The sequence below is a fragment of the Myxococcus sp. CA023 genome (genome assembly GCF_010998615.1).
Lineage (GTDB): Bacteria > Myxococcota > Myxococcia > Myxococcales > Myxococcaceae > Myxococcus.
In genome coordinates, this window is sequence record NZ_JAAEAH010000016.1 from 28,180 (window position 1) to 41,682 (window position 13,503).

Annotated in this window: 11 protein-coding genes; 4 read left to right on the forward strand and 7 right to left on the reverse strand. The window is 65.8% G+C overall.

The features are described from left to right. Positions 1-10 precede the first annotated feature (10 nt). The 3 genes from F8M74_RS09310 (at position 11) to F8M74_RS09320 (ending at position 3,120) form a co-directional block, all read left to right on the forward strand. On the forward strand, positions 11-700 hold the full coding sequence (locus tag F8M74_RS09310; protein ID WP_216620072.1) for a response regulator transcription factor: 690 nt from the start codon (positions 11-13) through the stop codon (positions 698-700). Beyond that, on the forward strand, positions 697-2,088 hold the full coding sequence (locus tag F8M74_RS09315) for a cell wall metabolism sensor histidine kinase WalK (RefSeq protein WP_141258886.1): 1,392 nt from the start codon (positions 697-699) through the stop codon (positions 2,086-2,088). Before F8M74_RS09310 ends, F8M74_RS09315 begins: the two co-directional genes overlap by 4 nt. 129 nt (positions 2,089-2,217) lie before the next feature. Next, positions 2,218-3,120 carry a helix-hairpin-helix domain-containing protein gene (locus tag F8M74_RS09320; protein WP_171410281.1) on the forward strand — a complete coding sequence of 301 codons (903 nt, stop codon included), beginning with the start codon at positions 2,218-2,220 and terminating at the stop codon, positions 3,118-3,120. 67 nt (positions 3,121-3,187) lie between these two features. On the opposite strand, the gene F8M74_RS09325 is transcribed toward F8M74_RS09320, so the two are convergent. The 4 genes from F8M74_RS09325 to F8M74_RS09340 all read right to left on the reverse strand — a co-directional run bounded on the left by F8M74_RS09325 (position 3,188) and on the right by F8M74_RS09340 (position 9,079). Next, positions 3,188-3,847 (reverse strand): hypothetical protein, encoded by a 660-nt coding sequence (locus F8M74_RS09325; protein ID WP_141258888.1) that lies wholly within the window; start codon positions 3,845-3,847, stop codon positions 3,188-3,190. Between the two features lie 2 nt (positions 3,848-3,849). After that, positions 3,850-4,959: a hypothetical protein gene (locus F8M74_RS09330; RefSeq protein ID WP_162295054.1), complete on the reverse strand. Its 1,110-nt coding sequence runs from the start codon at positions 4,957-4,959 to the stop codon at positions 3,850-3,852. Between the two features lie 809 nt (positions 4,960-5,768). Continuing rightward, entirely contained in the window at positions 5,769-6,884 is a 1,116-nt protein-coding gene (locus F8M74_RS09335) for a triacylglycerol lipase (protein ID WP_141258102.1), read from the reverse strand. 167 nt (positions 6,885-7,051) lie between these two features. Continuing rightward, the gene (locus tag F8M74_RS09340) at positions 7,052-9,079 is read right to left on the reverse strand and encodes a kelch repeat-containing protein (RefSeq protein ID WP_228560419.1); all 2,028 of its coding nucleotides are present in this window, start codon (positions 9,077-9,079) and stop codon (positions 7,052-7,054) included. A gap of 680 nt (positions 9,080-9,759) precedes the next feature. On the opposite strand from F8M74_RS09340, the gene F8M74_RS09345 reads away from it, so the two are divergent. Continuing rightward, complete coding sequence (locus F8M74_RS09345) at positions 9,760-10,716, forward strand: siderophore ABC transporter substrate-binding protein (protein ID WP_141258103.1); 957 nt, start codon at positions 9,760-9,762, stop codon at positions 10,714-10,716. A 70-nt stretch (positions 10,717-10,786) separates the two neighbouring features. On the opposite strand, the gene F8M74_RS09350 is transcribed toward F8M74_RS09345, so the two are convergent. The 3 genes from F8M74_RS09350 to F8M74_RS09360 are packed head-to-tail and all read right to left on the reverse strand — an operon-like array spanning position 10,787 to position 13,402. Next, positions 10,787-11,593, reverse strand: a complete 807-nt coding sequence (locus F8M74_RS09350) for an ABC transporter permease (RefSeq protein WP_141258104.1) — start codon at positions 11,591-11,593, stop codon at positions 10,787-10,789. A 1-nt stretch (position 11,594) separates the two neighbouring features. Beyond that, positions 11,595-12,398 carry an ABC-2 family transporter protein gene (locus tag F8M74_RS09355; protein WP_141258105.1) on the reverse strand — a complete coding sequence of 268 codons (804 nt, stop codon included), beginning with the start codon at positions 12,396-12,398 and terminating at the stop codon, positions 11,595-11,597. Next, positions 12,395-13,402, reverse strand: a complete 1,008-nt coding sequence (locus F8M74_RS09360; protein WP_141258106.1) for an ATP-binding cassette domain-containing protein — start codon at positions 13,400-13,402, stop codon at positions 12,395-12,397. The genes F8M74_RS09355 and F8M74_RS09360 overlap by 4 nt, the downstream gene beginning before the upstream one ends. Positions 13,403-13,503: the final 101 nt, after the last annotated feature.

Consider the following 13,503-nt stretch of genomic DNA (forward strand, 5'->3'; position numbering starts at 1 on the left):
GACCGTGTCCATGAACCCATCGGCGCGCATCCTGGTCGTTGAGGACGATGCCCCCATCGCCGCGGGCATTGTTCGTGGATTGAAGCTCGCGGGCTTCCAGGTGGTGCTCGCCACGGATGGCGTGCTCGCGCTCGAAATGGCCGAGCGCGAGCACCCCGACCTGGTGGTGCTGGACCTCAACCTGCCCGGGCAGGACGGCTTCGCGTTGCTGGAAGCCTGGCGCTTCCGGCTCCGTGTCCCCGTCATCGTCCTCACCGCGAGGCAGGAACTGGAGGCCCGGCTACGCTCCTTCGGACTGGGGGCGGTGGACTATCTCCCCAAGCCCTTCTGGATGGAGGAGCTGGTCGCCCGCATCCGCGCGCGGCTGCTTCTCCAGGAGGAGCGCCCGCGACGCGTGCTGCACTGGGACGACGTGAGCCTGGACCTCGACGCCCGCGAGGTGAGCCGCGAAGGCACCGGCGCCCTGCCCTTCACGCGCCACGAGTTCGACGTGCTCGCCTACCTCGCGGAGCGCCCGGGACGGGCCCTGACACGCGCCCAGATTGCCCAGCACGCGCTACCGCTCAGCGAGGAGCGCGACGACCGGACCGTGGACTCTCACATCGCGCGCATCCGCAAGAAGCTGGGGCCGGCGGGCGCACGCATCCAGACGTCCTGGGGGATTGGCTACCGGTTCGTCCCCGACGAGGAGCCAAGGTGAGGCTGCGCAACCGCCTGGCCCAACGCATCCTCGTCGCCTCGGCGCTCCTGGGCCTGCTGGGAACGCTGGGTGCCTCCGTCCTCGCGATTGTCCTGGGCGTGGATGCCGCGCTGACGCATGGCATACGGATGTCCGCCGCGCTCGTACTCGCGCCCCAGGCTTCGGAGTGTCGGACGACGCCGGGATGGCACTTCCGGAGCCCGGACGGTGTGGAGGTGGAGGCGTATGACCTCGCCCAGATAGGGGCGGGCTCGCCCGGCGCACGTCCGGACCCCAGGCTTCTCGCACGGCTCGCGCAAGGCGAGCGTGAGCCCTCCATCTTCTACCTCCCGCTCTTCCGCCCGGACTCCGCGTGGGCGGGGGCCTCGCTGCTGAAACTCGCGGAGTCCGGCCCCTGCAGCCTGCTGGAGTTCCGCTGGCCGCGCATGAGCGAGCGCGCCACGGTGGGCTCGTGGGTCCTCGTGTCCGCCGTCCTCTTCACGATGCTCGCGGCGACACTGTCCACCTTCGCCGTCGTCCACCCCCTCCTCCAGCGCCTCCGCCGTCTGCACCGGGCGGCGGGGATGCTCGGGGCGACACGGTATCGCTCCGCGGCGGATGGCCAGGACGATGAACTGGGCGAGCTGTCCCGGGTGCTCGACACCACCCATGCCCGTGTCCAGGAGGACGCCACCCGCATCGAGGCCCAGAAACACGCGCTGGAGCGACATCTGGCGGACGTCGCGCACGACCTGAAGACCCCCATCGCCTCGCTCCAGTTGTCGCTGGAGCTGGCCTCGACGACGCCCACCGAGCCGACCGCGGCGCTCCTCCGCCAGGGCATCGAGGACACCGTCTACCTCACCTCCCTGGTGGACAACCTCCACCTCGCCTGCCAGCTCGGAGAGGGCATCGACCCGACGGCGGGCGACCCGCGCGTGGAGCTGGGGCAGACAGTGGAGCGCGTGGTGCGCAGGCTCCAGCAGCTCGCGCGGTTGCTTGGGCTGACCGTGGAGTGCTCTCGGCCCGACGAGGCGCTCTGGGTGCGCTGCAATCCCACGATGCTGGAGCAGGCCCTGGGCAACCTGCTCCACAACGCCGTCACGCACGGCGAGGCGGGGGGGCACGTCGTGGCCGTCCTGGAGGATGTGGAACCCGGGCGCTTCCGGCTCACCGTGCTCGACGATGGTCCGGGGCTCTCGGCCGAGGAGCTCGAGCGCCTGGGCGAACGCGGGTTCCGTACGCAGGCCACGCGGCGGCGAGCAACCCGGGGCAGCGGGCTTGGCCTGTCCATCGTCCGCGAGCTGTGCCACCGCGTCGGCTTCTCACTCGCCTTCGCGCCCAACCCGCCGCGCGGCCTGAAGGTCGTCATTGAAGGACCTCGCGCCTCCACGAGCGAGCCAGGCTGAGCGCCGCTGTCGTGAGAGCGGGCTGCAAGTCGGCCGCCTTGTCGGCCGCCCGTCGAGCCCGGTGCCACGTCTCGACCTGCGCGACAGGGGTGGCCACCGTCTTCGACACGCCCCACCTTGAAGGCAGCCATGGGCGTTGCCTGGAAGGACAACATTGACGTCGCGGATGCGCTGGAGCGCGTCGCGGACCTGCTGGAGGAGCAGGACGCGATGCCCTTCCGGGTCGGCGCCTACCGGAAGGCCGCGGACACCATCGCGCAGTGGCCTCAACCCGTGGCGGAGCTGCTGGCCGAGGAAGGTGAAGCAGGGCTGCGCAAGCTCCCCGGCGTGGGGAAGAGCATCGCCGCGGCGATGGCGGAGCTGATTCGCACAGGACAGCTTTCCCTGCTCCAGCGGCTGGAGACAGAGCACTCTCCGGAGCAACTCCTGGCCAGCGTGCCGGGCATTGGCGCGGAGCTGGCCCGCCGCATCCATGACGAGCTGAGCGTGCGGACACTGGAGGAGCTGGAGCAGGCCGCACACGACGGACGGCTGGAGCGCGTGGAGGGCTTCGGCCCCCGGCGCAGCGAACAGGTGCGCGAGCTGCTGGGCGCACGGCTGGGCAGAGAGCGGCGCAGCGCTGCGCGCCGGAACGAAGGACGAGATGGAGGCCCCCGGCCGGACGTGGGCGTGCTGCTCCAGGTGGACGAGGAGTACCGGCGGCGCGCGGACGCAGGCGAGCTGCGCCGGATTGCACCGCGCCGGTTCAATCCCTCTGGCGAAGCATGGCTGCCCGTGCTCCGCAAAAAGCTGGAGGGATGGAACTTCCGCGCGCTCTACTCCAACACCGCGCTGGCCCACCAGCAGAACGCCACCCATGACTGGGTGGTGCTCTACTTCGACCAGGAAGGCGACGAGGGCCAATGCACCATCGTCACCGCGCATGGCGGTCCGCTCGACGGCCGACGCGTGGTGCGCGGACGCGAGGTGGAGTGCCTCGCGTACTACGGCGTGGAGTCCGAGGAAGTCGAAGCCCCGCAGCCCGGGGCCTGAACCGCCTGTGGTTCAATCATCCCCGCTAGCAAGAGCCGCCAACATGCCACCCCAAACCACATCAAGCTCAATAAGAGAAAACGTCACCAAATCCAAGCTGGGCAATCCGAATCTGAGCAGGCAAATAATCAAAAGCAGCCCGCGCTAAATCCAACCGACCAACCAATCGAAGCCGCTCCTCCACGACTTCCCACAGTCGACACAAAAAAACAACATCATCAACCGCATACGACACCTGCTCCCTCGTCAACTCCCGGGAAGTCCAATTCGAAACGCGAACATTCGCATCTTTCCTTAAACCAACCCCCAAGTACCTGCCCAGCAAATCCTGCAACGTATGCCCAGCCGCCGGCCCCTCAAGAATTTTTGAACCAATCTTCGTACACACAGCACCGCGAGCCACCACCCCCCACTCACTCATCATAAACGAAACATCAAACGCCGCGTGATGAAAGACCTTTCGAACCCCTCCATCACACAGCAAATTCATCAAATTCTCCGGCCGACACCCTCCCACCCTGACGACACACGCCCCTCGAGACGGTATCATTATTTGACACGTCCCAATCCTATCCACCCTCCAATTCAAACCAGAAGTCTCGATATCCCACCCAACAATCGCATCCTCGACCGAGCATCGAAAAAGCTCCAAGGGCAGATCGCCATCGAACACGGCAGGAAAAACACTCCGCTCGCCTACAAATGCCTTATTTGACATAGCCACCATCCTCAACCATGCAACGCCCGAACCGCCTGCGCTTCCTGTGCCACAAAATCATCAAACTCAGCGTCGTAAAAATTCGCAAGAGACCCGCCCGGTCTCAATTGAAATACCGGAACCTCTCCCTTCCCCACCCTGTGCCGGTAGCTAGTCACAACACAAGCACCATCAACCCTATAGTACGTATACGTAGGCACACGGACATGCAGCCAAACACCCAGCCGACTTCTCTTCTCACCGAATATCTGACGAAATCGAGAAACGGTTTCCTGAATATCCCTAGCAACATCCTCCGGCTTCATTCCAAACCGACGCGAAAGCCCCAGCAGAACATCATCATTCGAATAATCAGGAACAACAAGCCTAACATTTACCTTCCTATCAGCAAGCTGCTGCAGATGCGGCAAGTTGCCCTCTCGCCAAGTGCGACCAAAAACAACAAAAACATCAAGTCGCTTCGTTTTCCGCAACAACAGCGGCCAATCAACCCCCTTGTTAAAATCAAGAGTAACAAGCTCAACACCAGCCGCATCAACTGCCGTCAACACAGGTGCTGCCGACCCGGCCACCTCTTTCCTGCGAACAAAAACGAACAACAAGACCAGCGTCACAACAGACGCGAATCCAGCAATGGCAGCCACCCGCCCCACCCCAACCCCTTGCCCACCAGCAACTGCCTCACGAGCTGTCGCCCCTTGAGCACGAACTTTCAACTTGGGCCGCTCAGGCAAATCGGATCTCGACTTAACAAAGGTCGAAACCGATGCAGACTCATCAGGATTCAAATTAAGAATCATTGACGAGAACTCATTCCCCCCCAACGCGTCCCGATGCTCCACCCCCGGTGGGGTTGTGACACGCCCGCCTTCGATCTTCGCCCCCGCCACCGACTGCACCATGAAAACATTCTCAATCGACCTTCCACCCGTATTTCTAACGGTCGAATGATAAATGGCAATCTGCTCGCCCCCCATCTCAAAGGGGACTGCCCTCTCGGAATAATACTCCAGACTGGCCACTGGAGAGATAAATTCATTGCTCAAATAATTCACAACCAAGCCCGTAACAACTGCACCAAACAACGACAAGCCCGCCCCCCAAAGGACCTTGTAATCCACCTTCCTCCAGCCTACAGCTTCCTGCATCGTCGCTCCCGCGCATAACATCCCTGGAAGACATCCAAAAGACCGGAACCCCATCACCAAACAGCATCGTCGCCGCCCCAGACGGTCAACGACGAATCAAACAACTTACCCAGCCGACTGTCCAGCCAGCCATACCCCTACAGGGTGAATGGCAAGGTGCTCGTCGGCGCGCAGCGACAGCCCGAGCCCGACTGACCATCGACAATGGGGTAGCACTGACTCACTCCCGCGCCCCAAGTCTGCACAGCGTCCCAAATGAGCAGCGTTTAATTTACGCTACGACTTGGCACTGAAGACGCCAGCCGCCCCACTCCAGTTTGCCTCCCGGTTAGAGTCCTCCGGTTGGAGGTCGTCTGAGGGAGAGGGTGCGGCCCAGCGGTTGGGAACGTGCTGGCGTTGGCACCGTGTTCCCAAGCGCGGGCCCTGCTCGACTTAGCCTCGAAGACACCAGTCGCTGGCGCCACAGGCATCGGCGCGCGGCGAGGTTCACTTGGGTTCAGCGTGATTAAGCCAATTAATACGCACGGGTGTACATTGCACGCACAAGCAAGCTGACAAACACAGCCTCTCCTACCGCACGAAGCGGTGCGTAAGCGAAAACGAGATTAGAGTCTAAGGTTGCCCAGCGGGAGGAAAATTTTCCCGCCAGGCTAGATACGCGCCCAATCGAGCACTTTCCCCGCGTGGCCTGACGCATTGCGGCACTGCATCGCCTTCCCCGGAACCGCAGGGCGAAAAGGGAAGTCGAAGCCCCGCAGCCCGGGGCCTGACGCGCCGGCACGTCAATCATGCAGTGAGATGTAATGGATGAGGGCGGCGTAGAACTCTGGCTCATCGAAGGCGTCCGGCCCGACCCCAACCACATCCACATGGTCCTGAGGCACCACGCTGGACATGGAGGTGCTCTGCGGACGCGATGGCGCGTTCAAATCATTGAGCGCGGGAATGAACGCATCGTCCGTCACCGAGTCGAAGCCGAAGAAGGCGTCGTGGTAGCGCAGCCGACGCCCCATCTGCTGAGAGTTGATGCCCACCATGCCATCATCATCCGCTTCGTTGCGCACGCCGTCGCCGCAGCCGGCCGCGCCGTCGTTGTCCCCATCCCCCACGCAGTAGCCGTTGCCGTCGATGTCGAAGAGGAACTCCTTCAACAGGTACAGCGCCGGATTCACATTCCCCCCGAACTGCGCGGTGATGAGGGACACGTAGCGCTCCGCGTAGTTGCTGCTCACCGGGTACTTCTCGTTGAAGGCCTTCATGCCCGTGACGACACCGTCCGAGGATGAATAGTCATTGAAGACGAGCTGCTTCGCCGCCGCGTAGGCATCATTGCCCGGCGCATAGACGGAGTCGCCGTAGTAGCGCGCCAGCGCCGCGATGACGCTGGTGACGCCCGGTTTCTGGTCGAGGATGTACTTCGCCACCGGAGAGCCCCGGTGCGGCGAAGACACACTGGCCAGCACCGCCACCGACGTGGCGCCCCTTCGCTCCCGCAGCACGCGCGCCGCCTTCCGCGCGTCGATGCCCCCTTGAGAGTGGCCGATGATGCTCACCTTCGAGACACCCGTCGTCGCCATGAAGCCCTCGATGTCGTCCGCCAGGTCCAACCCGCGGACCTCCGAGGACTGAAACGCCGCCACCTGTGCAACGAAGGCGCGCTGTCCCGGGTCGAGGTCGCTGTTGCAGCTCGTGTCGAAGCGCGATTCACAGGCCTCGCCCACGAAGGTGCCGAAGTCGTTCCCCCAGTAGTCGTAGCCGAGCAGGTCATCGAACCCGCCCATGCCGTGCGCGAACACCACGGGGTATTGCGTCTTCGCCGCGCCGGCCCAGGACGCGGGAGCCCCTCCCAGCACTCCGGCGAACAACCCCGTCATGACCACCCTTTGAATCCGATTCATGCGTCCCCCTCGAATGCACCGCTGGGAGATTGGAGCAGTGGATACGCGGCTCGAGTCACCCGAAAGCGAGCCGCCATCACCCAGGCGACACCCCAGCCCTCGAGCTGTCTTGCGGGCCGCATCCGAAAGCCCGCCCCGGTGACACAAGCCCCCGGGGCGGGGCGGAATCAGGGCGCGGGCGAATACAACCCGGCGGAGGACAACGAGCCGCTGGGGCCCAGACCTCCCGACACCAGCACGCGGCCAGAGCCCACCAGCGTCACCACGCTCGCGCTGGTGAGCGCCGTGGGCAGCGTTCCGGCGCCGTGCCATTGACCGCTGGCCGGGTCATACACCTCGGCCGAGGCCAACAAGCCCACGGTGCCCCCTCCGTCACCGCCCAACACCAGCACGCGGCCGGAGGGCAGCAGCGCGGACATCGGTCCGTAGCGGGAGTGCTGCATGGACGTGAGTGAGGTCCAGATGCCCGTCGCCGGGTCGTAGAGTTCAGCCGTGGCGAGCGCCCCCCGCGAGCCCCAGCCTCCGGCCACCAGCACCTTGCCCGACGGCAGCGCCACCGCCGTGTGGCCATAACGCGTCCCGGACAGGGAGCCGGTGAGCGTCCACTGCCCCGTGGACACGTCATAGAGCTCCGCCGAGGACGTGTCTCCATCCTGCGTGTTGCCTCCCACCACCAGCACCTTGCCGGACGGCAGTGACGTCGCGGTGTGGTACTGCCGACGGCGGCTCATCACCCCGGTGGCGGTCCACGTCCCGGTCGCCGCGTCATACAGCTCCGCGGTGGCCAGCATGCCAGAGAAGCTGGAGCTCATCCGGCCTCCCGCCACCAGGACCTTGCCGTTGGGCAGCAGCGTCGCGGTGTGGCGCGCACGCGGCGAAGCCAGCGCCCCCGTGGAACTCCACGTGCCCGTGGCCGCGTCATAGAGCTCCGCCGAGGGCAGATAGCTGGACGACGCGCTCTGGCCTCCCGCTGCCAGCACCTTGCCATTGGGCAGCAGCGTCGCGCTGTGGAGATAGCGCGCGGTGAGCAGCGTGCCCGTCTGCAGCCAGTGGCCCGTGGCCTCGGAGTAGCGCTCCGCGCCCGTCAAAGCCGTGCTGCCATTCGCCGTGCCACCAGCCGCGAGGACCTCGCCCGAAGACAACACCGTCAATGAATGGTGGTACCGCGCGGACAGCATGGCATTGGCCGCGCGCCAGGGGGGCGTGGGTGGGGAGTAGCGCTCGGCGGAAGCGGTGCGCAGGACGCCGTCCGGGCTCCCGCCCGCGACCAGCACCTCCCCCGTACCCAGCAGCGCGGCGGTATGGCCCAGCCGGCTGGTGCCCATCGAAACAGTGGAGGTCCAGAGCGCGTTGACGGGGTCATACAATGCAGCGCTCTGGAGGTAGGGCTCGCTGCCGTCCGAGCCACCGGTGATGAACACCTCGCCGGAGTGCAGCACCGTCGCGGTGTGGTGCGCGCGCTCGACGGGCATCAGGCTCCCCGCGGAACCCCAGACGCCTGTCTCCACGGTGTACAGCTCCGCGCTGCGCGTCGCGGTGATGTCATCCACCAGCCCGCCGGACACCAGCACCTTGCCATTCAGCAGCGCCGTCGAAGCATGCCCCGTGCGCGGCGAGCTCATGGAGGTGGTGGAAGACCAGATTCCCGTGACGGGGTCATAGAGCTCCGCGGTCCGGAGGACGGTGCCCCACGAACTGGAGCGCCCGCCCGATACCAGCACCTTTCCATTGGGCAGCAGCGTCGCCGCATGTCCCATGCGCGGGGCGGTCATGCTGTGGGCGGAGCTCCAGGTCCCCGTGTCGGCGTCATACAGACGCGCCGTCCTCAACGCGGTTCCCGTGCCGTCCTCGCCGCCCATCACCATCACTTTGCCGTCGAGCAGCAACGTGGCGGTGTGTCCCGAGCGAAGGGAGTCCAGGCTGCCGGTGGAAGACCAGGTCCCGGTGGCCACGTCGTACAGCTCCGCGGTGCCGGTGGTCGCGGCGGCGACGTCACCGCCCACCACCAGCACCTTGCCATTGGGCAGCAGCGTCGCGGTGTGGCGCCGGCGGATGACATTCATGCTCCCCGCGCTGAGCCACCGCGCGGTCGCCACGTCGTATTGCTCGGCGCTCGTGGAGGACTGGCCACCGGCGACCAACACGCGACCATTGGGCAGCACCGTGGCCGTATGGTCCAGCCGCTGAGTGGACATGCTGGGGGTGCCTACCCAACTGACGGAAGCGAGCTCGGCGTCCTGGGTCCATGGCTCATTCAGCGCGTCTGCAAAATCCTCGTGTGAGCATCCTGCGAACACGAGCGTCATCAAGAGTGCGGCCTTACGGCCGAACCCGATAGGGTCAAACATGAGTGGGGGTCCTTTGTGTGACGGGGGGATGCGCGGCGGGACCGCGCCCGGCGCCTTTACCCCAGCCCTGCACGGGCGGACCATCGCACCACCCAAAACTGAACACATAAATACGTGGGGCCTTGGGCACCCACCCGTGCGGGGTGAAAGCCAAAGGCTGCCGCGCCAGGCCATGCAATTCGAGCAACCACAGAATTGCTCGCCACGCGAACGACGACCGCCTCCTTCGAATCCTCCCGGCCTCTTTCGCAGCGCCGGCTGTCTACGTGCTTGTCCCAGGCACGCATGAACAGAGCACCATGGCGCCGCTCTGGCGGTTCCTCGCCTTCACAGGGCAGGAACGCTCGGAGGGGCGCAGCAGCGACAAACGCGCGGCCATGTCGATAATGCAAACTAATCTCAAAATGCAAATATGAACCATCCAGCGTTCCTTGACTCGGACGCTGCCGCTGTCGAGCCGAGGAGCGACGTGGCATATCCGCCGGAACGTCCCTCGGTTTTCGCGGTCACGTTTCGGAGAACTCCCCATGCGCCGTTTCCATCGCCCGCTCGTCGCGGCACTGTTCGCCTCCGGTCTGGCTACCGCTGTTCCCGCCGCTGCTTTCGAGCTGAAGCATGAGACTGGCACGCTGAGCGTGCCAGCCACGCCGTCCCGCCTCGCCGTCTATGACCTCGGCGTGCTCGACACGCTGAACGCGCTCGGCATCCGTGCCGTGGCCGTGCCGAAGTCCACCTTCCCGGCAACGCTGTCCGCCTACAACAGCAATGGCGTGACCCAGGCCGGCAGCCTGTTCGAGCCCGACACCAAGGTCCTCGCGGAGCTGAAGCCGGACCTCATCGTGGTGGGTGGGCGCTCGCGGAAGCAGGCCGAGGCCCTGAGCGCGCTTGCGCCCACCGTGAACATGTCCGTTCGCGCCGACCACTTCGTGGAGGACGTGACGGGCCAGACGCTGGCGCTGGGCAAGGCCTTCGGCAAGCAGAAGGAAGCCGACACGCTGGTGAAGAACTTCGAGAAGGAGTGGGCGGCGCTGAAGAAGCTGACGGGCGGCAAGTCCGCCGTGATGCTCTTCACCCTGAATGGCAACGTCATGGTGCACGCGCCCGGCGACCGCTTCGGTTATCTCCACGAACTGACGGGCTTCAACGCCGTGGTCCCGAAGGCGGAGGGCAGCAACGACGGCCCGCGCCCGCAGGCCGGGTCGCCCGAAGCGAAGGCCCGTCAGGAAGCCGCGGCCGCCCTGCTGAAGAAGGCAGTGGCCGCCAACCCGGAGTGGCTGGTGGTGCTGGACCGCGGCGCCGCGACCGGCGGGGGTGAGAACAAGGCCCTGGAGACGCTGGCCAAGCACCCGGAGCTCAGCCAGACCCGCGCCTTCAAGCAGGGCCGGGTCATCGTGGTCGACGCCCCGAGCTGGTACATCGTCGGTGGCGGTATCGCGAACGTGACCAGAATCGTCCAGGACACGACCCGCGGCCTGAAGAAGTAGGCCTTGGCGGTCATCCTCTCCCCGGGGCGGCGCGAGTCACCGCGCTGGGGAGAGGCGTTTCATGCCCGCGTCAGCTGCTCGCCGACGTGTACCGGCGGATGGAGCGCAGCCACACCTGACGTGAGCCCCAGGCGAAGAGGCCCGCGCCCACCACCGCGCCCACGAGCGACTGGGGCGGCAGCCGTCCCAGCATGGCCTGCGCCGGGAAGGTCGTCATCAGCGCCAGCGGAATGACGTACGTGAACACCATCGTCAGTACGCCGCGCCCCACGCCCTGGAACACGGAGGACGGCCAGCGCGCGAAGTCGAAGATGGAGGTGAACAGGTACGTCAGGTTGTCCACCCGCACGACGAAGAACGCCGCGCTCACCGTCAGAATCCACAGCGAGTAGAGCAAGAGCGTGCTCGTCCCCAGCAGCAGCACGGAGGCCAGCAGCCCCGTCACCGACGGCCACCGTCCCAAGTGCATGAAGGCATAGACGAACAGCCCGATTCCCGTCAGCACGTTGAAGGCCCGCCACGGCTGGAAGCGCTGCGTGGACACCAGGAACTGCGCGTCCGCCGGCTTGAGCAGCACGAAGTCCAACGTGCCCTTGCGGATGTGCTCCACCACCCCCGTGAGACTGGGGTTGATGGCGCCCTCCAGGATGCCCTGCAGCAGCGTGAACCAGCCCACCACGAGCAGCGCCTCGCCGAAATTCCAGCCCTCGATGCTGGGCCGCTCACTGTAGACGACGAACAGCGGCGCCAGCGCCGTGAAGGTCCAGAAGAGGGACGTCAGCCCTTCCGTGAAGAAGTCCGCGCGGTACTGCAGGGACAGCAGCCCCGACGCCTTGAGTTGAATGCCCAGCAGCCGCAGATAGCGCTTCACCTTCACTTCAGCCCCCGAACGCCGCGAAGCGCCTCACGCCCTGCTTCCACGTCACCGCCGCCAACGCGCCCAGCACCGCCACCCAGGCCCACTGGGCCGCCAGCAGCCGCAGGGACTCCTCCCAGCCATAGGCCCCCGTCAGCATCTCCACCGGGACGCCAATCTGATAGCGGAAGGGCAACCAGTCGATGATGGTGCGCAGCGTGGGCGGCAGCAGCTCCACCGGGTACATGTAGCCGGAGCACACGAAGAAGAGCACCAGCCACACCTCCAGCACCTTCTGGCTGCTCTCCAGGAAGAAGCACAGCGCGCCAATGGCCACGTTGGCCAGGAAGGCCACGGCCCAGCCGCCAATCACCGACAGCACGACGAAGCCCCACTGCCACGCGTGCTGGGGCACCGCCTTCTGCCCCACCAGCGCCACACTCAGCAGCATCACCGGCACCGCGACCATCAATCGCATGGGGAAAGCGGCGATGCTCTCCACCGCGTAGGCCCACAGCGGGGAGATGGGACGCAGCAGGCGCATGGCCAGCGTCCCCTGCTTCACCTCCCAGTTGATGAGCCACGCCGCCCACGACGTGGCCAGCTGCCGCACCGCGAAGGTGGCCAGGAAGTAGCTGACGAAGTCCGCCTCGCCGAAGCGGCCCACGGGCGCCTCACGCGACACCGCCATCCACAACACCATGTTGACCAGCGGCATGGTGGTGGACAGCACCCAGATGAGCATCTCCGCGCGGTAGGCCACCGCCTCCGCGAACCCCACCCGCAGCAGTGTGGGAAAGGCGCGCAGTGTGGTCCGGGCGCTCATGCGGGCACCGGCTCCGACGCCGCCGTCCGGCGCGCCTTCGACTCCGCGAACAGCTCGCTCATCACCTCTTCCAGCGGCGCGTTCTCCACCGTGAGGTCCATCACCGGCAACGTGGACAGCGCGCGGGTGATGGTGGCGTTGACCGCCTCCTGCTGGACCTGGAGCACCGCGGTACCGGACTCATGCGTCACCACCCGGCCCAGCGGCGACAGGCGCCCGGCGTCCACTTCCTCCGACAGGCGCAGCACCACCCGCTTCTCCGGCCGCACCCGCTGCACCAGCGCGTCCAGGCCGCCGTCGTATGACAGGAGGCCCTTGTCGATGACGATGACGCGGGGGCACAGCGCCGCCACGTCGTCCATGTAGTGGCTGGTGAGGATGAGCGTGGCGCCGTACTTCTCGTTGTACTCCTTGATGAACGTCCGCATGGTGGCCTGCATGGCCACGTCCAGGCCGATGGTCGGCTCGTCCAGGAAGAGCACCCGCGGCTGATGGATGAGCGCCGCGGCCAGCTCGCACTTCATCCGCTCCCCCAGCGACAGCTGACGGGTGGGCTTGCCGATGAGGTCCCCGATTTCCAGGAGCTCAATCAGGTCCGACATCGTCTTCTTGTACTGGGCCTGGGGCACGTCGTAGATGGCGCGGTTGAGTTCGAACGTCTCCGCCGGAGGCAGGTCCCACAGGAGCTGCTGTTTCTGCCCCATGACGAGCATGATTTTCTTGAGGAAGGCCTCCTCCCGCTTCTGCGGGACATGGCCGTCCACCGTCACCTCGCCGTCGGAGGGATAGAGCAGGCCGGAGAGGACCTTGAGCGTCGTCGTCTTCCCGGCGCCATTGGGGCCCAGGAAGCCCACCCGCTCCCCGGGGCGGATGTCGAAGGAAATCCCATCCACGGCCTTCACCGTGGTGTAGCTACGGTGGACGAGCGAACGGAGGGCCGCCTTCAGACCCGGCGGGCGCTTATGGACTTTGTAGTGCTTGCGAAGGCCGCGAACGGAAATCATGTGCGACCAGGGTTTAACGCGGTCTCCCCCTCCATGGCGATGTCGCCGTTGACGGCTTGGCGGGACGACAATCGGTTGGCAACGGCCGCGGCGGGACGCGG